Origin of the sequence: Desulfovibrio gilichinskyi (assembly GCF_900177375.1) — a bacterium.
Classification (GTDB): Bacteria; Desulfobacterota; Desulfovibrionia; order Desulfovibrionales; family Desulfovibrionaceae; genus Maridesulfovibrio; species Maridesulfovibrio gilichinskyi.
Map to the genome: position 1 here is coordinate 580,594 of NZ_FWZU01000003.1, position 20,719 is coordinate 601,312.

13 protein-coding genes are annotated in these 20,719 nt (G+C 42.4%); 4 read left to right on the forward strand and 9 right to left on the reverse strand.

The annotated features are described in order from the left end of the window. Positions 1-123: 123 nt before the first annotated feature. The gene (locus B9N78_RS11100; protein ID WP_085102205.1) at positions 124-2,664 is read right to left on the reverse strand and encodes a mechanosensitive ion channel family protein; all 2,541 of its coding nucleotides are present in this window, start codon (positions 2,662-2,664) and stop codon (positions 124-126) included. Positions 2,665-2,974: 310 nt separating this feature from the next. Here B9N78_RS11100 and aroL point away from each other — a divergent pair, with 310 nt between their 5' ends. Together aroL and aroC are read left to right on the forward strand one after the other, a co-directional pair. Next, positions 2,975-3,505: a shikimate kinase AroL gene (aroL, locus tag B9N78_RS11105; protein WP_085102207.1), complete on the forward strand. Its 531-nt coding sequence runs from the start codon at positions 2,975-2,977 to the stop codon at positions 3,503-3,505. Continuing rightward, positions 3,505-4,557, forward strand: a complete 1,053-nt coding sequence (gene aroC, locus B9N78_RS11110; protein ID WP_085102209.1) for a chorismate synthase — start codon at positions 3,505-3,507, stop codon at positions 4,555-4,557. Before aroL ends, aroC begins: the two co-directional genes overlap by 1 nt. A 47-nt stretch (positions 4,558-4,604) precedes the next feature. Here the strand turns inward: aroC and B9N78_RS11115 are convergent, their stop codons facing one another. After that, entirely contained in the window at positions 4,605-4,946 is a 342-nt protein-coding gene (locus B9N78_RS11115) for a hypothetical protein (RefSeq protein ID WP_085102211.1), read from the reverse strand. A 114-nt stretch (positions 4,947-5,060) separates the two neighbouring features. Beyond that, positions 5,061-7,796 (reverse strand): response regulator, encoded by a 2,736-nt coding sequence (locus B9N78_RS11120; RefSeq protein WP_245805525.1) that lies wholly within the window; start codon positions 7,794-7,796, stop codon positions 5,061-5,063. A gap of 246 nt (positions 7,797-8,042) precedes the next feature. On the opposite strand from B9N78_RS11120, the gene B9N78_RS11125 reads away from it, so the two are divergent. After that, positions 8,043-9,692 (forward strand): NAD+ synthase, encoded by a 1,650-nt coding sequence (locus tag B9N78_RS11125; protein ID WP_085102215.1) that lies wholly within the window; start codon positions 8,043-8,045, stop codon positions 9,690-9,692. A gap of 124 nt (positions 9,693-9,816) precedes the next feature. Here B9N78_RS11125 and B9N78_RS11130 read toward each other — a convergent pair whose 3' ends face one another. From B9N78_RS11130 to B9N78_RS11150, 5 genes are all read right to left on the reverse strand, one after another. Further along, complete coding sequence (locus B9N78_RS11130; RefSeq protein ID WP_085102217.1) at positions 9,817-11,037, reverse strand: response regulator; 1,221 nt, start codon at positions 11,035-11,037, stop codon at positions 9,817-9,819. Between the two features lie 186 nt (positions 11,038-11,223). Continuing rightward, on the reverse strand, positions 11,224-12,858 hold the full coding sequence (locus B9N78_RS11135) for an ArnT family glycosyltransferase (RefSeq protein ID WP_085102219.1): 1,635 nt from the start codon (positions 12,856-12,858) through the stop codon (positions 11,224-11,226). A gap of 1 nt (position 12,859) precedes the next feature. Next, positions 12,860-13,480 (reverse strand): phosphatase PAP2 family protein, encoded by a 621-nt coding sequence (locus B9N78_RS11140; protein ID WP_085102221.1) that lies wholly within the window; start codon positions 13,478-13,480, stop codon positions 12,860-12,862. An 11-nt stretch (positions 13,481-13,491) separates the two neighbouring features. Beyond that, the gene (locus B9N78_RS11145) at positions 13,492-13,719 is read right to left on the reverse strand and encodes a hypothetical protein (protein ID WP_085102223.1); all 228 of its coding nucleotides are present in this window, start codon (positions 13,717-13,719) and stop codon (positions 13,492-13,494) included. Positions 13,720-13,878: 159 nt separating this feature from the next. After that, positions 13,879-15,642, reverse strand: a complete 1,764-nt coding sequence (locus B9N78_RS11150; RefSeq protein ID WP_085102225.1) for a motility associated factor glycosyltransferase family protein — start codon at positions 15,640-15,642, stop codon at positions 13,879-13,881. 194 nt (positions 15,643-15,836) lie between these two features. On the opposite strand from B9N78_RS11150, the gene B9N78_RS11155 reads away from it, so the two are divergent. Next, a complete protein-coding gene (locus tag B9N78_RS11155; RefSeq protein WP_085102227.1) occupies positions 15,837-18,131 on the forward strand; it encodes a cysteine synthase in 2,295 nt (764 codons plus the stop codon). 57 nt (positions 18,132-18,188) lie between these two features. On the opposite strand, the gene B9N78_RS11160 is transcribed toward B9N78_RS11155, so the two are convergent. Continuing rightward, complete coding sequence (locus B9N78_RS11160; RefSeq protein WP_245805526.1) at positions 18,189-20,507, reverse strand: CHASE2 domain-containing protein; 2,319 nt, start codon at positions 20,505-20,507, stop codon at positions 18,189-18,191. Between the last annotated feature and the right edge of the window lie 212 nt (positions 20,508-20,719).

Consider the following 20,719-nt stretch of genomic DNA (forward strand, 5'->3'; position numbering starts at 1 on the left):
AGTGATTTTATGTTTTTCAGGGTTCAAGATTTTTATTGGAACATCCATTGTAATAGATTGTAAGCCTAAACAAAAAGTCCTCTTATCGGTAGTCAGTTCGATGAGAGGACCTTTTTTATTGTCTTATTGCGGTTTCTCTCTTTCCAGCTTCAGCAGGTTTCTATGTCTGCGCAGAGCCGCCGCTTTAAAGTATCTGCTACTGTCTCTTCTTTTTTCTTTCAAAGCTTCACGCTGCGCGTTTATTTGCGCTGCTTCATCTCCTTTGGGTTTGTATTTAACTTTAATGCCGCGGAAAGCTATAGTAATTTTCTTATCCTGCAGAGCCTGATCCAGATTATCAACAATTTCTGATTCCGTTGGATATTGGTCTTCAAAGTTTCGCACCCAAAAATAAATTTCAAATTCAAGTCCAAAGTTGCCGAATCTTTTGAAAAGAATGCTTGGTTCAGGTTCACTCATAACTTTAGGGTGATCTCTTACCGTCTTAAGCATTATTTTTTTAGCTTTTTCAATTTTTGATCCGGGAACAAGAGTTATAGGTATGGCGACTCTGATGCGGGAATCACGGAAATTAAGGTTTACAATTTCACCCTTTAAAAAACTTGAGTTCGGAATTATTACCATACTGTTATCAAGCGCGCGCATGGTGGTGTTTCTTATAGAAACGTCTTCAACCCGGCCGATTATTTTATTGCGTTGCAGAATGTCTCCCTTCTTAATCGACCCGCCGAAGAGAATGATAAGTCCGCTTACAAAGTTGCTGACTATGTCTTTAAGTCCGAAGCCGATACCGATGGAAAGTCCGCTTGCAATCCATGTAAGGGTCGCCATAGGTATCCCGAGTAGATACAGTGAAGATAGAATGAAGAATACCCATACCAGATATGATCCGATTGTAGAAAATGTATGAGCCAAGGCTGATTCCATTTTGCGTCCGGCAATAGACGTTGTTGAAACCACGGTTTTCAACCAGAAAAGGATAAGTCTGGAAGTGAAAAAAAGTATCAGTATATAAAACAGGCTCTTAATGGAAATGGCTGCGCCTGCAATTTTAATATCCATATGTCTGAATACAAATTTTGCGAACGGAATTCCGCCCATATAAGCCGTTGCCCATGCAATAAAGAAAAATATTATAACTGAAATTGACAGTGGATACATCAGCTGGATCATATGATTATGCTGACTGTTGTTTATAGCTGAATCTTCATTAATCGGAGGTACTCTTCCTGTTTCCGGTCCTGGTTCATATTTGCTTTCAGATTCATTTTCTATTCGTATCTGTTCCGTTTGGACTACAGACGGTTCGGATGTGACCATGATTGTTTTAAGCGCATTACATATCTGGAGCGTTACGAGAAACAGGAACCAGAGTTGTGTAGACATCATAGCCTGCGTACCTAATCCGAATAAGGTAAGCACAGAACATAAGGCCAAAATATACATCGTTATTTTTGATGTAGTTTTTGTTATTTTAAGGGATTGCTTTTTACGGTTCTCACGGATCACGACTAAGGCAATGAGGCTGAAGAAAATCCATATTGTTCCTATACACTCGACGGGGATAGTAAGCATATGCAATATGTCGCCTGCTGTCATAAGACACCAGAGAGTAAACATAGGAGAGTGCATCAACTTAGCCGGCTTGGTTTTTTCATTGGCCCATAAAAAATTACGCGCGCAAATAATGATGCCCAAAGTTATGAGCTCAGACCAGACCAGTCCTGTGATCTGGTTTGAGGTAAAAAGAGTGACCTGCCGTGCTATGAAAATTCCTGCTCCTAGCGACAACATGATCAGGCCGAAATTGTACGCAGACATTGAGTGGTTAGCGAATATTGATCGTTTCAGCAGGATTTTCACTGCCTGACGGAGAAATATCCAGCAGGCAAATGCGATTATTGCCATATAGGTCATGAAATTTGTCCAGTTGACCCATACAAATAGAGGATAGTAAAATTTTGAATGGCCTTGCTGCCACTCTTCGAATGCGTAGGAAATATCTTGCCAGTTGGTGGAATCCAACAGCGATGGTCCTTCTTGGAAGTAAAAACTTTCCATAGAACCTGCATAATATTTCGTAGTTATTTTTTTGTTCTGAGAAATTTCATTAATGGTTTCATCTGCGTGGGTAAGGGCTACATCCAGTTCTTTTTTTATGACGCTGGAGAGATTACGTATTTGCTTAAAGCTGTCTATTGTTTTGGTCAGAAGTTCTTTTTTTACATTAAGTTCAAGGCTGTTTTCAATATTAAGTTCTGATAGAAGATCAATATCTTTTTTGATCTTTTTTAGGCGGTTTTTTTCAACAAGGAGATCTTTTTTAGCATATAATACATAATCTTTTAGATCTTCAAGTTGCAGCAGTATCGTTCTGTATGACCACGGGGTTTGCTTTGCCAGTCCCCTGAGAAGTTTTAACTGATCAAGTCTGTCTTTTGCTTTAAAAATGCGATGATCAAAAATCTCGAGCATTTCAGGAAGTTTCTTTTGCAAATTTTGAACGGCGGTGTTTTGTTCATTAATATCATGCTCAATACCTTCAAGCATGTAAGTCCATGTTTGTTTTGTTGATTCAGCGTGTACTTCGTTTATTAAAGATACATATAAAAGCGATATGACAATAAGAACGAGAGTAATTGTATTTTTTTTGTATGTAGTCATTATGGTCTCCGGAGCTTGACAAGTCCGGCATGTTTACGTTTAAGAATGTTAATCCGCTGATTTTTTTAATTTGTAAGATTTGAAGTGATTTTAAGATAATATTCACTTTGTTTTATATCCGACATCCTATTTTAAATTAAATAATCCCGACATGCTTTTCTTTGGTAAGAACGGCTCTTCATCCTTCTAAACCTAAATATAAGTGCTCTATGTCTGTATTCAGCGTAATTCTATGTTAATGAAAAAGTCTAGGTGTTTGTGAATCATAGAGAAAGTATTGTATTTTAGTATACAATAAGCGGGAGTTTTCGTGAATAATATTTTTCTTGTCGGGCCACGAGCATGCGGTAAAACTACTGTGGGCAGGATAGTAGCAAATAAGTTGCAGCTTAATTTTTTTGATAGTGATGCACTTATCGCCCAGAAGGCCGGATGTGAAATTTCAAAGTTTGTAAAAGCGAACGGATGGGACGCATTTCGTGACCTTGAAGTGGATATTTTAAAAGAATTGTCAGAAACTGAAAGATCTGTTGTTTCCTGCGGAGGCGGGATTGTCGTCCGCAACGAAAATTATAAAATTTTGAAAGAAGGGTTCACGGTTTATTTAAAAACAGATGTTGAAACATTGGTTAAGCGTCTATCCGCAAATCCTGCACATGGACAGAGACCTTCTTTAACAGGAAAATCTTTGACGGAAGAAGTCCGTGAAATTCTGGAAACTCGCGAAGAGTTGTATTCAGGCTGTGCGACAGTAATTGTGAGCGGAGAAGGAAAGCTTCAGGATATCTGTGAAGAAATTGCCGGTGCATTTAAAAGCATTGAAAATGGAGACAATAAATAATGAGTGGAAACACATTCGGCAATCTTTTTAAAGTTGTCACATATGGCGAGTCGCACGGTATCGGTCTTGGCGGAGTTATTGACGGATGCCCCGCTGGGATTGAACTTAACGAGGGTATTATTCAATTAGAACTGGATCGCCGCAAACCCGGTTCCGGTATTGCCGGAACGGCCCGTAAGGAAGCTGATAAAGTTAAAATTTTATCCGGTGTTTTTGAAGGCAGAACCACTGGAACATCAATCGGTTTTCACATTGAGAATACAGACCAGCGTTCCAGAGATTATTCAAAGATAATGAATGTATACAGGCCGGGGCATGCCGACCTGACTTATGATGCGAAGTATGGCGTCAGAGATTATCGCGGCGGAGGCAGGTCTTCGGGCAGAGAAACTGTTTCACGGGTAGCCGCCGGAGCTGTTGCACAGGAGTTACTGCGTCTTGAAGGTATAACCTGCAATGCATATACCGTTCGGATCGGAGGCATTGATGCTGATATTAAAGACCCTGAAAATGCATATGAAAGACTTTTTTTCAGTCCTGACGAAGATGTTCTTGAAAAGTGGGAAAAACGTATAAAGGAAGTGCGGTCTGACGGAGACACTTTGGGCGGAGTTGTTGAAGTCTGTATCAAGGGCGTACCGGCAGGGCTCGGTGAACCTGTGTTCGATAAGCTTGATGCAAGGCTTGCATATGCTCTGATGTCCGTCGGCGCAGTTAAGGGGGTCGAAATAGGTTCAGGCTGTTCTTCTGCGGACGCGCTTGGCAGTGAGAATAATGATTTTATCAGCGAAAAAGGATTTCTTTCCAACAATGCCGGTGGAATCCTCGGCGGTATTTCAAGCGGGCAGGATATAGTTGTAAGGGCTTATGTTAAGCCTATTCCATCGATCAGCAAAGAACAGCAGACTGTTGATAGCGAAGGAAAGTCAACTGAGATTAAAATAGGCGGCAGGCACGATATCTGTGCAATTCCGCGCATTGTTCCAGTGCTTAAGGCTATGGCAATGCTGACCGTTGCGGATTACCTGCTCTTGCAGCGCAGAATGAAGTGATTTTCACAGGGAGCAAAAGGATGGTTTATGCCCCCTGTGTTTTTAATCTATTTTACTTTTTTGAGTCTCACTGCCGTTCCAAAGCAGGAATAAAATCTATCTCCCTCAGGATGAAACGAAACTGATTCACGGTATGCGAGAATTGCATCTGCGTTTGCATCGATTGCCTGAGCTACGAGCCCGTAGAAAGCACTGTCAAAGTTATAGCTTCGGCATACAACAAGTCCGAATGTTCCCATAACCTCACGGTTCGGTATTTCTTCAGTTGTAACAATTTTTAACTTGCCGCCAAGGTAAAGATTGCGCGCCATATCAAGCCGCTGCTCTTTTTTTGCATCTTCCAGAGATCCACGTCCTTTTTTGTCAGGACGTCCAAACATAAGGGCCATATTTAAATCCTTTTTAAATCTTAATGATGAATAGATTTCTGCCTCAATTTCAAGCTAATATCAACAGACAGTTTTATAGTATGAAAAAAGCGCGCTGCGCTTTGCTGATATTGATCAGGCAAGCTCTTCGGTCAGCATGGAAATTTCTATCCTGAGAAGTTCCAGTTTTTTGTTTGTTTCGTACAGGGCCATGACGGCATCTTCCTTCTGCTCTGCTTTGCAGGCATTTTCAAGTGCTTGGGCGGTCTTTGCTAAGTTTACTGCCGATAGGTTTGCCGCAGCTCCTTTCAACGTATGAGCCATGTCTCCGGCCTCTTTAAGCTCATCCTTCGCCAGCATGGAGTCAATTTTTTTTGTAAAGTCAATGTTGTACGCATCGAAGTTTTTCAAAATATTAATCAGGATATTTAAATCTCCACCTATGCGATCTAATGCTTCCTCTATGTTCAACTGTTGAAATTTTTGAAAATCGGTATCTGGCTGCGATGTTTTTTGAATGTTCTCTTTAATTGTAATTCTACTGTGTTGTGTTTTATTTTCCAGCAAGTATGTTTTGATGATGCTCATCATCTGGTTTTTATCAATTGGCTTTGGAATATAATCATTCATGCCGGCTTGCAGGCATTTTTCCTTGTCTCCCCTCATGGCATGGGCGGTCATTGCGATTATTGGAAGATCTGTTTTTTTAAGCCTGTCGCGGATAACCCTAGTTGCTTCATATCCGTCCATTTCCGGCATTTGAATATCCATAAGAATTAAGTCGTAATTGTTTTTTTCAACTTTTGTAACAGCTTCAAGTCCATTATCAGCTGTTTCGATTGTAAGACCGGTTTCTATAAGAATATGCTGGGCAACCTGCTGGTTGATAAGATTGTCTTCTACCAGCAACGCTTTGAACCCTTTGAATAATTTTTCAGGTACATTCTGCGGCTCGATTCTTTTCCGTGCATAGTTGCTACACCCGAATGTCTCCATTATCGCATCAAACAGTGTAGATTGTTTAAGCGGTTTAGGCAGCACTTTAGATATTCCTGCGGCGTCGGCTTTTATCAGAGCATTATTTAAATCCATTGTGGTAATCAGCAGAATAGGAAGGTCTTCAGCAGAATGAGTCTTTCTGATTATTTTGGATGCTTCGTCTCCTTTTATCCCCGGAAGAATTAAATCCATGAGTATGAATTTGTAAGGATTATCAGTTTTCTGTGCGATTCTGTCCAAAGCTTCTTCTGCAGAAGTACACGTCTCAGGATTGAATCCGAAGTGCTGTAGATATCTGGAAAGCACTGATCCTACGGCAGGGTTATCATCTACTATGAGAACAGGACTGTTTTGGAGATTCTTTGGCAGCATGTATTCAGACGGGCGTATATTCGGCACTCGTTTCGGGGAAATTTTAAAGAAGAAAGTGCTGCCTTTTCCAAGTTCGCTTTCAACCCAGATTTTTCCGCCCATGAAATCAATTATCCGTTTGGATATGCTAAGCCCGAGCCCTGTTCCACCATATTTGCGAGTGGTGGACCCATCCGCCTGTTTAAAGGCTGTGAACAGTTCAGGCTGCACTTGCTTGGGTATTCCTATGCCGGTATCTTTTACCGAAAAAAGTAGATCTACTTTTTCAGATCTTATACGTTCAGCTTTTATAGTAATTGTTATTTCACCTTTATTAGTGAATTTGAATGCATTTGCGGTCAGATTGGCAAGGACCTGTCTGAGTCTCAGCGGGTCTGTTTTGATCCTTCGCGGTACGCCGGGGAGTATTTCAATTACCAGTTCTGTCTGTGAGGCAACCATCTGTTCAACAAAAAGGTCTGAGATATCATCAATTAATTGATGAAGATCAAAATTTACTTCTTCAAGTTCCAGCTTACCTGCGTCAATTTTTGAAAAATCAAGAATGTCATTAATAAGTCTTAGCAGTACTTGCCCTGAATTGATGATTATTTTTATAAATTCAGATTGCTTGGCGGATAATTTTGTTGCAAGTGTCAGGTCGGCCATACCTATAATTGCGTTCATGGGGGTTCTTATCTCATGGCTGACATTAGCCATAAATTGACTTTTTAAGCGTGAAGCTGTCTCGGCTTCATCTTTAGCAATTTCGAGCTGTTTATTAATTTCTTTAAGTTCCTTGTAGCTGCTTGCTAAATTTTTATTGCTTTGCTGAATCTTTTGCTGAAGCTGTCCGCTGTAATCTTTTAATTTAAGATCCTGCTCTTCAATTTGCTGGAGCATGTAATTAAAGTTGTCGACGAGAATATTCATTTCCCCCTGACACTTGAAGTCTACTCTGGCTCCATAGTTTTTATCGACAGAAATCTGGCGGGCGGTTTTAGACAGTTTAATAATCGGCGAGATCAGAATTTTGCGCATGGTTGCGAAGATGGTCATCATCAGTAAAACAACTAAAAGCATGGTTCTAACGAGAGAGTTTAAAAGAGAATTGAATAATTCATCCTGGATGAATTTGGGAGACATATAAATTTCAACCGCGCCGATCGGCTGGTTAAGTACAGATATTTCGGCTTCCCGTTTAACTAATTCGCCGATAGGGCGTGTTTTAAAATCAGTTATATTCCAGTCAGAGTCTCGTACTTTTCCCGTAAATACTGTTTTATCATTATCCTCGGTAACAATTATAGCTTTAATTCTCTTATCGTTCATCTCAGATAAAATAATTCTGTTTATCGCAGGCTGATCTACATTCCAAAGGGGAGGTATTAACGATTCTGAAAGTCTTTCAGCAAGACCGTCCGCTTTCTGATTCAGATCTTTCAGCATATCTTTTTTCATGGAATTATATTCGTATGCACCTGAAATAATAAAAGCGAATAATGATATAAGGACTATCATTATTCCCATTTGAGTTTGTATTTTGTCTATTTTGAACAATTTAAGTCTATTGCCTGCTTAATAATGTTGAATATGAAAAATAGAGATATATTATTTAATGTCCTTATTTAGCCTTACAGTATAATCAGTGCAAGATAAACTGAATGAAATGTCATGTCGAGTTTTGAGAAATCGAATTATGGACAACTCTTTAATCAAACGGTAACAAAAGACCGCATTCATAAAGAAAAGGACGGTCAGTAAATAATGAAGATAGCCCTGTTGCAGCTTAATTTGACGGTTGGTGACATTGAAGGAAACAGCAAGCTCATTCTGGATGGTGTTGAAAAAGCCGCTGAGCGTGGTGCAAAGATTTGTGTTACCTCTGAACTTGCCATCACCGGATATCCTCCGCGGGATTTGCTGCTTAATTCTGATTTTGTATCAAGGTGCAGAAAGGCCGTTGCCGTTCTCGCCCGCAAGATTCCGGATGATGTGGCCTTAATTGTCGGAGGGGTTGATCTTAATCATGACGGTTGTGGAAATCCTTTGCGCAATGCAGCATGGCTTGTTGAGCGCGGGAGTGTACCAAGGGTTTTTTATAAATGGCTGCTCCCGACATATGATGTTTTTGACGAGCAGCGATATTTCGAACCTTCTGAAGAAGATAATTTTTTTGTTTTTGACGGCATCCGAATAGGTGTGACAATCTGCGAAGATGTGTGGAACGATCGCGATGACTGTGTAAATAATCGTTATGGACGCAATCCTCTGCCTGCGATTATGGAACATAAACCTGAAGTCCTGATCAATTTATCGGCATCTCCGTTTAATATAGGAAAGCAGCTCGTGCGGGAGAAAATGCTTTCGGCTATTGCTTCCAAGTATAAGGTACCTGTTGTTTATGCAAACCAGGTCGGCGGGAATGATGACTTGGTCTTTGACGGAAGAAGTTGTGCATTTGATGCACGCGGTACTTTAATCGCCCGCGGTAAAAGCTTTGAAGATGATATCGTTCTTATTGATGTGACAAACGGCACTGGGAAAATTGAGGAAGCTGATTTTAGCGAGGAGTCGGAAGCATGGAATGCCATGGTTACCGGATTGCGCGACTATACTGCTAAAACAGGCTTTAAAAAAGTTGTTCTGGGTCTTTCAGGCGGGATTGATTCTGCGCTGACTGCTGCGGTTGCAGCCGAGGCTTTAGGGCCCAAAAATGTACTTGGGGTCCTGATGCCGTCGCCTTATTCCAGTAAAGGAAGCATTGATGATTCCATAACACTTGTTGAAAATCTCGGTATTAATTCCATCACTATCCCGATTGATGATCTCATGTTTAATTTTGAAAAATCACTTGCTCCGGCGTTTGCCGGATTTCCTGAGAATGTGGCTGAAGAAAATATCCAGTCGCGTATACGCGGAAATCTTGTAATGGCCATTTCAAATAAAATAGGAGCATTACTGGTAACAACCGGAAATAAAAGTGAACTGGCTGTAGGGTATTGTACCATATACGGGGATATGGCCGGCGGGCTGGCCGTTATTTCAGATTTGTACAAAACTCTTGTTTTTAAGGTGTGCCGCTGGCTCAATGAGCAGGGGATGGGTGAGGTTATTCCTGTTGCGACTATTGAAAAGCCGCCGTCTGCAGAATTGCGTCCGGACCAGAAAGATGAAGATTCTCTGCCTCCTTATGATGTGCTGGACCGTATTATTGAACTTCGAGTTGAACACCATCAGTCTGAAGTTGAAATTTTAGAAGAAACAGGCTTTGATCCTGAGATGGTGAAGGGTGTTCTCAGGCTGATTAAGATTTCAGAATTTAAGCGTAAACAAGCCGCTCCGGGGCTCAAAATTACCTCCAGAGCATTCGGAACCGGCTGGCGAATGCCTATTGCCTGCCGCTTTACCGGTTAATGTTAAGTTTTTATTTGTCCCGTCCTAAAATAAGTTGACGGTTTTGGGTTACTATATTCAGGCTGTGAAGTTCGCTTCACAGCCTTTTTGATTTTGAGCTTTTTTATTGTTCTCCGGCGTTGTTTTAATTTGAGAGATCATTGTTCATTTTAGTGGCGCAGATTTCAAGCCAGCCTACTAATTTATTGGAAAATCCGTTTTGCTCAAGCCACTCTGCATCTAAAAGATGCGGTGAATATTCAGGGTGCAATGTACGCAGTTCATGTTCAAAAGTATCGGCAACATGAACTGCTGCCGCAGGACTAAGCATACCTGATCCTGATTCTGTCAGTTCATGGTGACTGTGTACTGCTTCTACAACCGCTTCATCAAATCCCCAAAGAGCTAAAAGATAAGCACCTACTTCCGCATGTGTGAAACCGAAAATTTCTTTCTCGGCTTCACTCATGGGAATACCTTCTTTTTTTACTGATTTTAATATCTCTGCATATTCTGGCTGAAAAGATGTGGAAAGAATAAGTTTGCCGATGTCGTGGAGAAATCCGGCAAGAAATGCTTTTTCAGCGGTCTCGTTATCTGCTCCCTCTGCCTGAATTATAGCCCGTGCTAACAGAGCTGTGTACTGACTGTGTTCTCCAAGATCTTCGATAGAAAAATCCAGATTTTTGATTTTGCTGGTGTTGAAAATATGCATACCAAGTACGAGTCCTTTAATTGTACTTAGTCCTAACATCGTTGCGGCTTTTTCCGGCGTTGAAACTTTCGAATACAGGCCGAAGAAAGAGGAGTTAACAAGTTTAAGAATTCCTGTTGTAACGGCTAAATCTTCACCGATTATTTTGCCGATATCTCTGATTGAAATATCATCTTTTTGCAGTTCTTTTTCCAGCTTGATGTAAAGAGACGGCATGATTGGAAGTTCATCAATAGAGGCAATAGCTTTAGAAACACGTTCATTTAGGAAAATGTTTTTCAGCTTGAGGCTTCTTTCAATTGTTCCGTTCATCTCTTTTGCCGTACAAGGCTTGCTGATAAATTGGTGCGCACAGAGTGCAGAGTGCATGGATTTATTTGTGTCATGGTCTTTTGAAAAAATAAAACGGATGGCCCCCGGCTGCTGTCTTTTTACTTCATTCATCAGCTCGCCGTCAGGAAGTCCTTCGGTATAAAAATCTGTAACAACAATATTGAATGGTTGAATTTCAATCAGTTCAAGAGCTTCTTTTGCCGAGTTTGCAAAGTGTAACTCAAGTTGATCCTCCATCGGCTTAAGCATTTTTTTAAGGGTTTCAATTTGTCCTTTTTCTTCATCGACGAATAGGATGATGCTCTTGGATTTCGTCATATTTCCCTCTGAATGCTTTTTTGCAATTTATCGGTGTAAGCTGAAATCATGAAAAAAGATTACGTTATATGTATCATGGTGTCTGATCATTGAAAACTGAAAAAGGATGTTGAAATGGCAGAACATGAAAAAAGGGTTGCTTTGAACTTAATCAAAGCAACCCTTTTCTTATATTTTTAATACTGGTTACTTGCGCAGGAGAATGTAAGGTCTGTCGGAAATGAACTGTTCATTAATGATTGTTACATCTTCAGGACGATTTTCCCAGTGATCATAGTATTTTTTCTGCATCACAAGAATAACTTTATCGTGTTCCTTAAGTAATCTGTCTATTTCATTAAAATCACTTGTTTCATGGATGTCTGTTCCGGCGTAGTACGAGAAAATACCGGAATATATTTTGTGTGCTAAAGGGTAACTTCCCTGTTCCACGTAATGCTTCATAATTTCACCTGTCTGGCGCGGGCTCATGAGCGGGTCGAGTGAAGGAAGTGTTTTCAGTGCCAGCGGCTGGATCCAGATTGTCATGGTTACTGCCATTATGAGCAGCCCCGTTTTTCCGTCGGAAGTTCTGGTTGCCAGAAGAGCGAATCCGCCAAGTCCCAGTATCAAAACTGTGAAGGATATTCCTTTCAGCGCGAAATCAAACGGGAAAAATGATTCAGCAAAAGGCGCGGCAACTGCGAGCAGGATATAAACACAGGCAACCCCTATCCAAAGTTTTTTGGAATTAATCACCGGAGGGTTGTCATCCTCTCCAAGTAGTCCTCTTGCCGTTAGAATTGCAAGCGGCGCAAAGAGGGGAAGTATGTATATGAGCACTTTGATACTGAGGCAGGTCAGCATGATAAATCCGCTTATGAACATTATCCATGCCCAGTCTCTTCCGTCATTTGCAGAATCTTTTCTCTGAGCAATAACATTTTTCCAATGAGATATACTGATCAGTTTTTTCAGCGGAAGAGCAAAAATAGCCATTGTCCACGGAAGCCATGCAAGCGGGAAGGCTATCAGGTAATACTGAAACGGTTCTTCGTGATGGAAGGAGCTTACAGCTCTTTCATAAATCTGCTTGTAGAAAATATTATGAATGAACGAAGTTCCGTCTACAAGTATCGCTCCGATTATCCATGCCAGCAGGATCAGTGCAAGGATAGCTACACCTTTAAGAACAGCTTTATTGCGGAACAGCGACAGTTTCTTTTTCCATATCAGGTAGCAGAATGCGGTCAGTATGGGGAAAACTATTCCAAGCGGTCCTTTTGTCAATGTGGCAATTCCCATCAGAACAAAGGCGGAGAGCATCCACTTGGTATTGTCCTCAGAGTGGAAAGCTTTGAAGAGACATATGTTAGCCCAGATGATGAAACTGCCGAAAAGGAGGTCCATACGGGAATAGTGTGCAATCCCAAGGAAGAAAATATTTGTTAGCAGAACCAGTCCGGTTGCAAGAGTTGTCTTGCGCCCGCAGCCCAGTGTGCGTGCAAGAGCAACGGTTGAGAGCAGGAAAGCTCCTGCCGAAACTGCTGCCCCAAGGAAGAATACGCTTATTCCGTTTGCAGGAGTAAATGTGTCTATAAGTGATAAGAACCAGAAGTATACCGGAGGCTTATCAGGGTACGCTACTCCGTTGAGGTACATCACCAGCCAGTGTCCGGCATCTTTCATTTGATGGTATACATCGGCGTAGCGTACTTCATCGGAAAACCAGAGTGAGCGATAGTCCATTGTGAAAATCGACTGCAAGGCAAGGATCATAAGTACGCTGACCCATGGGTGCTTTTCCATAAAATCCCATACGGGAGAAGAATTTTTATTCATATTAATTCTCGGTTGAAAAAAGGTGAATTGCAAAACCGGCAACTGATCCGAGCATCCAGCCGCAGAGGACATCACTCGGGTGGTGCCATGCTAAATATATTCGGCTGAAAGCAACTGTTGCGGCGAATAATCCCAATAATAAAGTCAGTAAAAGTGCTTTGTATCTAAGCACAAGCGGCAGGGTTGCGCCGTAAATTTCACAGGTGTGCCCTGACGGAAGCGAGTGGTATGCGCCGTGGCTTGAATAAGGTTCAAAAAAAGTTCCTTCTCCGGGGCGCGGTCTGCCGATTGCTATTTTTAAAAATCTGACAGTAATGACACTGACAATAATTTGTACAGCCAGATAGACCAGCGCGAACCTGACTCTTGATTTTTTTCTCTGTCTTATTCCAGTGATTAAAAACCACAAGTAGACAGGGTAAAAAACAATATTTCCCCAGTTTGTAAACATTTTCGCAATGGATTTACAATTTGGATTTGCTGCTGCGTGAGCTGTGAACCAAGCTGTGGCCGCATCTTCATTACCGAAAATACAAAAGATTGCGGCAAGAATAATCAGCAAAGGCAGTGATGCCAGAATAAAATGGCATAGGCTGGAATATTTATGGATGAAACTGGTCAATCTATAAAACCCTAACCTTTGCTTTCGCCTGATTCAGCTGTCTCTTTGGCTTCATCGGGATGATGGTCTGTTGTAAATTTTTTCCACGTTTCTTTATCCGTATCCATTTCAGTTAGGATCTCAGAAAGTTTTTTACCTTCTTTCTTCCAATATTTATAACTGTGATCCGGGCAGGAGAATGGAATTACCAGTGTTCCGTCTTTCAGAAAATACGGTTTGTCATCTTTATTATCGCTCATGGGGACGGTTTACACGGGCATGGCTGGGGATTCAAGTGAATCCTGTATTATTTTAAAGATTACAAAATGAAAAATCCTCTGACCCGGGCAGGTGAGTCAGAGGATTTTCCAAAATGATGAATATGGAAATTATTGGATTTTATCGGTCGGTTCTGCCTTTCAGGCGGCTTCTTTATGCTCATCAACGTGTAAGCAACGATCCATGTGTTTAACTTTTTGAATCGTTTTTTTGGCGATCTTTTTAAAATACGGAAGATCCTTAGGAGCGTAACTTGTTCTTGCTCTTGCCAGTCCCGCCATATCCATAATCTCGTTGTATAGATATGGAAGATAGAGTGGGTCCTGTCTCAGGAAGAAATACAGATCGTGAAAGGTTTTGTTGATTTCCATCTGATTTTTACCAAGCTTGCGAAAGAGCTTTTCCAGCTTTTTAGTCGCATTTCTGATAGATATAGTCCATTTTTGACTGCGTGATTCAAATACTGGAGCCGGACGCGGGGTACGGGCCAGATTCATAGATGTTAAAAAATGTTCCATGCTTCCGGGAGCTGAGGCCAAAAGCCCGTTCATGTTTACTTTTTGCATATCCACATTTTGTGTTCCGTTTATTAAAGCCCCGCCGCCGTAAAGGTTGAAAACGGGAGTTTTGAGCTTTGTAATATCTTCTTCCATTTCACGTTTGGAAGTCATGTACTGGATGGAGGATGTTAAATTTTCTCCGTCAGCGTTTTTCAGGCTGACAAGTGCGGCTGCCGGGAAAGTCGCTCCGGCATTCTGATGACCCGCCGCATGAGAAATTTTACCTTTCCACGCAAAGTCCTGACCGACTAAGAGAATTTGATTAAATCCGCACCAGTCGAGAAATCTGTTCAAAGTAATACTGACGTTACTACCTGCATCAAAAATATCTTCATGCTTGCTAAGTGCAAATGTTCCGAGACCTCCCATGGTCCACATCGGGATGGTCGGGCCGGGGTATGCTTCAAGAACTTCGTGGTCAAGCTTGGTGGAATAAATAAGCGGGATATCTTTTGCCCATTCTTTATCAAGCTGCTGATAGACCCTGAGCATTGATTTGTTGTAATCAAGTCCTATGCAGAAATGAGGTTTCAGTCCTGTTTTTTGAACCGCCGGTAATGTTTGAAGGGCGGTTACATAAATGGCCTGACCTGGATTTTTCGCAAGCTGCGGCCCGAACTCCGCAAGGGAAGGCCCTGCGCCGAGGATTACCGCGCTAAGTCCTTTTCCCGCATTTTTCAGCGTAGATATAGTTCCGTCCTGAATAGTTCTGGAAAAGTTGTCTAATTCGTTGCCGACCATGATGTCCTGTTTTTGACGCAAAGTAGACATTTCAACACTGAATGATTCCAGTTTGTCGCGAATTGTTGCGGCCCATCTGGCATATTCTGGACCCATCTGCTGGCTGGCCATATCAAGTCGTAAATAAATTTTACCGTATACGAATTGAAGGTCGAGCTCTTTAATGATAGTCATCATTCTGTCTTCATCGACTGGGCAAAAATGGAGTTTACCGCATTCTATGAAAGGTCGGTAATCGGTCTGTCCCAGACAGGCCAGCAGCATTTCCGGTTTTGGCTCTGTAAGGATGACTTTGTGGGTGTCAGGTGTATTCATCAGTACGTGATTAAGCCCGTATCCAAGGTTACACCCGACAATAATGGTTGCACTGGTTTCGGCTTTTTCTAGGACTTTCCAATCGTTATATATAACATTTGGAGTAGTCGCTTCGAACAACCCGTGTCCGTTTTCCATTTTCCAGTCGAGAATTTCCCATCTGTTTTTGAAAAGTGAATTGGCAAGTTGTTCTTGGTCAATATTCTGACTGCTGAGCCAATTGTAAAGGGGCGGGTTGTGTTTCTCAAGAGCTTCGATGTTTTCTTTAAGGAATGGGTAAGCTGACATTGATTCCGTCCTTGGCAGTCTGTTGAAATAGTTTAATTGTAATCTTCAGTTTTTGTCTGAATTATGTGTCCATATTCAGAATGACGATGTTCTGCTTTATAAGTGCAAAAAATTTGCCAGAATAAAAACGGTAGAAGTTTGCTTGCAATGTTTTTGAATAAATTTATCGCATGATGCTGAAAGGATTAAATAAAATGTTTGCAAATGATATTCTTGAACTGGTCGGCGGAACACCTCTTGTAGAGATGCGTCATCTTAATCCAAGTAAAAATGTCAAAATTCTGGCCAAGCTTGAATCAATGAATCCGGGCGGTTCTATTAAAGACCGCGTGGCTTCGGCTATGATTAAGCGGGCAGAGGAATCCGGCGAACTTACCCCCGGTAAAATAATAATCGAGGCTACTTCCGGCAACACCGGAATAGGGCTGGCGATGGTGTGCGCGGTAAAAGGTTATAAGCTTATGCTGATTATGCCTGAAACTGCGTCTGAAGAGCGTAAGATGATTATGCGTGCTTACGGGGCGGATATTCTGCTTACTCCGGGGCATTTGGCGACTGACGGCGCAATTGAGCAGGCTTACCGCTTTTATCGCGAGGAACCTGAAAAGTATCTATTGACTGATCAATACAATAACAGTGCTTCAATTTCAGCACATTATGATGGAACTGCTCAGGAAATATGGGATCAGACTGACGGAAAGGTTACTCACGTTGTCGCCTGTCTGGGAACAAGCGGAACCATAATGGGGATAACCAAACGCCTAAAAGAGCTTAACCCCGCTATACAGATTATTGCTGTTGAACCTAAGCCCGGTCATAAGATTCAGGGTCTTAAGAATATGCAGGAATCTTATCCTCCCGGGATATATGATAAGCAGAAGCTGGACCGCATAATACGTGTTGAAGACAGTGACGCTTTTGACAGTTGCCGCAGACTTGCGAAAGAAGAGGGCGTTTTTGTCGGAATGAGTTCCGGAGCTGCCATGTCCGGAGCTGCCGCCATTGCTAACGAGCTTGATGAAGGTTTAATCGTCACTATTTTTCCTGACGGCGGCGAGCGTTATCTTTCAACTCCTCTTTTCCGTCCGCAGGTTTTTAAGGGACCGAAAATTTTTGACCAGTCCACAGGTGAAGATAAAATTTTATCAGGCGTTGACGGCGGGACCGGAATGTTCACCATGGGGCCGTCTTTTGACAATCCTTATGACCCCGAAGCATTTCGGCGTATCGTGATGCTGGACGTGCTTGCGCGTCATCTTGAACGTGAGGGAAGCAAAGTTTCCGCGTTGGTCGGGCTTGCCGATCTTGAAGATCAGACACTTGCAGTTTCGCGTGACAGGGGCGTTTCCCGTGAAGCTTTTGCTAAAGAAATAACCTCCGCAATGGAAGCAGCCGCGAAGTTGTTAGGTGTCCGAAAGTCCGTTCGTTTCGGAAGAGCTTCTGCCTGCGTCGACAGAACTATAGCCATCTGCCGCACTATGCTGGCTCACGGTCTTGCTTACGAAAAACTTCGCTCAGTATATTTTGATGTGTCCCGCGACAAGGGGTACGGACATATGACCAACATGGATATCGACATGGTCAGTCTCGGCAAAACTGTTGATATGGATGATTACGTTAAAGAGAATCCACGTGATTTCACGCTTCTTAAACGTGCAACTTTGCAGGATTTAAAACTTGGAGATGTGCTTGAAACTGATTGGGGAAATGTGCGTCCAAGCTGGTTTTTACAGCAGGCCGTAACTGCTCTGGAAGGTCTGCCGGGAGTGAGTCTGCTTTTAGCCGGAGAAATCCACAGGTTTCCGCATTTGGAAAATTTACGCGCAATATGGGCGGGAGCAGGAGTTGCTCCGCAAGTATGGATGGTTGCGCAGCCCGTTTTGCCCGGTTGCGCAGTTCTGCCGTGCGTAGATGAATTAATAGAACAGGCGGGACAGCCCATTGCGGTGCGTATGTGGATGCTTTCATCATCATACAAAAAGCCGTTAGTGTGCAGTGAGCAGGCTATTTCCATGTGGGTTAAGAATCAGCAGAAGTTGCAGGATCTTGCCGCAGGACTCAGCATGCTTGCTAATAATTCCGGTGAAATTTCCGAAGATATCGATCAGGAAGTGTTCACACTCAAAAGCGGGCTTTCACAGGCCCTTGATGATAACTTGAAACTGCACAGATTTTGGCCCATTCTGTTCGGATTCTGCAAGACTATAAATTCATTACTTGGATCAGCTAAGCTTTGCGGCGCAGAAGCTCAGTTTTGTTTGAATCAATTGCTCGAAGTAGATGATATTTTAGGCATTCTCGACCATGATGCTATGCCTGTTCCATTCGCAAAGTTGCCCGAAGAAGTTAAGCTGATTCTGGAAGACAGAGAGCTAGCACGGGGCAAAAAGGATTTTGCCACAGCTGACGCATTACGAGATAAGTTGCTTGAAGCTGGATTCAACGTGGAAGATAGTTCGGACGGAGCGCGGGTTTTTAAGGTTAGGTAAGATTGTGTATTAAAATGGAGACCATTTCGTATTGAGATATTGGTCTCCATTTTTTTGCTACTTCTTAGTCATCCGATAAACCCCATCCCAAACCTCTCCGGCTGGCACAGGCGGATTAATTTTGTATTCTTCCGCTCTTTTGCGAAACACTGCGGACGGCGTTACTTTGGTGTCTGTGAACCGTTCATATTTTTCAGCCTCTTTGTATAATTCAATGGCCTTATCCCATTCAGTCTTGACGTAATGCTCACGTGCCTTGCTGAACAGTTCAAACAGAATCTTTTCGTTTTCGGTGAGGTCGCCTTTCATGGCGACCAGTTCGTAGATTCTGACCGGCTCGCTTTTGCCGACAACCTGAATGTTATCGATCAGCCTTGCTTCTACCAAGTCCATTACTTTGCATGGTTTTCCGCTCTCATCTGTCGCATCCATTTCAAGTGTAAAATGGCTGACCGCTGTGAATATGCCGAATTGCTTTGCGCCTTCTTCTAAGCGGGCGGCAAGGTTAACAGAGTCACCCATCATGGTGTAGTTCATACGCATGGCACTACCCATGTTACCTACTACTATTTCTCCGGTGTTGATGCCGATTCTGGTGCGCATCTTGTGGACTACTTTCGGCCATTTTTCATCTGTTGCCCACTCAGCCTCAGGGAATCCTTTGGTGTTTCTGGTGGGATCATCCGGTAATTTCTTTTCCTTGCTCCATTTATCACGCAGTTCGTTATTGGCCTGTTGCATGGCAACCGCGACCCGGCAGGCGCGTAGAGCATTATCCGGAACATCCATCGGCGCACCGAAGAAAGCTATGATGGCATCACCTTCGTATTTATCGAGGGTTCCTTTGTTATCAATAAGAATATCCGTCATTACCGAGAGGTACTCGTTAAGAAGCTCAACAAGCTGTGTTGCGGTCAGCTTTTCGGAGAAAGTGGAGAAGCTTTGGATATCTGTAAAATATGCTGTGATTGTTTTTGCTTCGCCGCCAAGTTCCGGCATTTCTCTTTTTGAAAACATCTCGTCGATAAGTTCCGGCGCCAGATATGATGAAAATGTCGCACGTAAGAATTTTTTCTGTCCTTCTTCACGCCAGAATTTGATTAACGTGAGCGTGGTGAAATTCAGCCCCAATGTAATCAGAGCGTAGGTAGGAGTAAGGTAAGCGTGATATGTTCTGAAAACAAATAAGGCTCCGGCAACGGTAGCAATGCCCATTACAGCGATAGGTAAAACAATTAAAAGAGAGCGGGTCCATGTAAGCAGGATGGTCGTTAAAATTCCGGCGGCAAGCAGTATTATAAGTCCCAGTCCGGGAATCCAGTCCGGGCGGAGCAGAAAGTCTTTTGTGAGGATGTTGTCGATGACCGTAGCGTGAACCTCAACTCCGGGGTAATTGGGGGTGTATGGCGTGACTCGTAGATCGCGCAAACCTGCGGCAGATGTGCCCATTAAAACAATTTTACCTTTGAGTTCTTTCTCGCCGATTTTCCCGCTTAAAATGTCGCGTGCACTGTAATATGGAAACTCACTGACGCCGCCACGGTAACGGACAAGCATCTGCCCTCTTGCGTCAACGGGAATGACTGTTTTGCCCACTCTGATTGATTCAAATCCATATTTTGTTGTTTTTGCGATAACACTTTTTTTGTTCATCGCTTTCATAAGCGTCGCAAGAGCCAGACTTGGATATTGTTTTCCGTTCCATGATATGATCAGCGGAACTCGCCTTACAACTCCGTCAAAATCAGTAATGGAATTATAAAATCCGCATAATGGTGAAGCCCTTGCAAGTGTTGGCAGGGGGCAGATTGCACTTATCGCAGTGCGGGTAAGTTTATCAAGTGATGGTGAATCCTTGGTTCTTATCTGTGAGATAGAAAAAGGTTCTAAGGCACATTCAGAGGAGTGTTCGTGATGTTCACTGTCTTTTTCGTTAAAATCAAAATAGAAACCAAGCACAAATCTGCCTTGGGCAAGCACATCGGCAAGCACCTGATCGTTGTCCATCAGACCTTTAGGCAGTCCTTTAAAGTTGACAGTAACTCCAAGCTCATTTTGAAGACTTTCCTGGATTGTCTGCGGAGAAGTTCTGTCCGGTTCGGCAAGGAGCATATCAAGTCCTGTTGAAAGAGCTCCGGCCTGCTGAATCTTTGCTAATAGCAAAGCCATTCTGTATCGCGGCCACGGCCATTGTCCAAGCGCCGCAAGGCTTTCTTCATCTATATCAACAATTGCCGGAACATTTGTTTTTTCTCCTACAGAAGATCTGCGCATGAATTCGTCATATATTTTGTAATCAACAAATTGCAGCATAGGCGGCCGGAAAATATAGAGGACCGCTACAATAAGTGTCGTCACCATTCCGGTTATGAACAAGAATAATGTATCAGAACTGGAAAATATTTTATAAAGTCTTTTAGCTGTTTTTAGCATATTAAAAATTGAAAAAGGTTGATTTTTCGCGAGAAAAGTTATTAATAGACAAAGTTAGATAAACCTAATCCTCTGGATTTTTCAATCTTATTTCTATATTATAGATAGTAATAATTTGATTGTTTTTGCGTAGTACATCGATTTATTTATTCTTT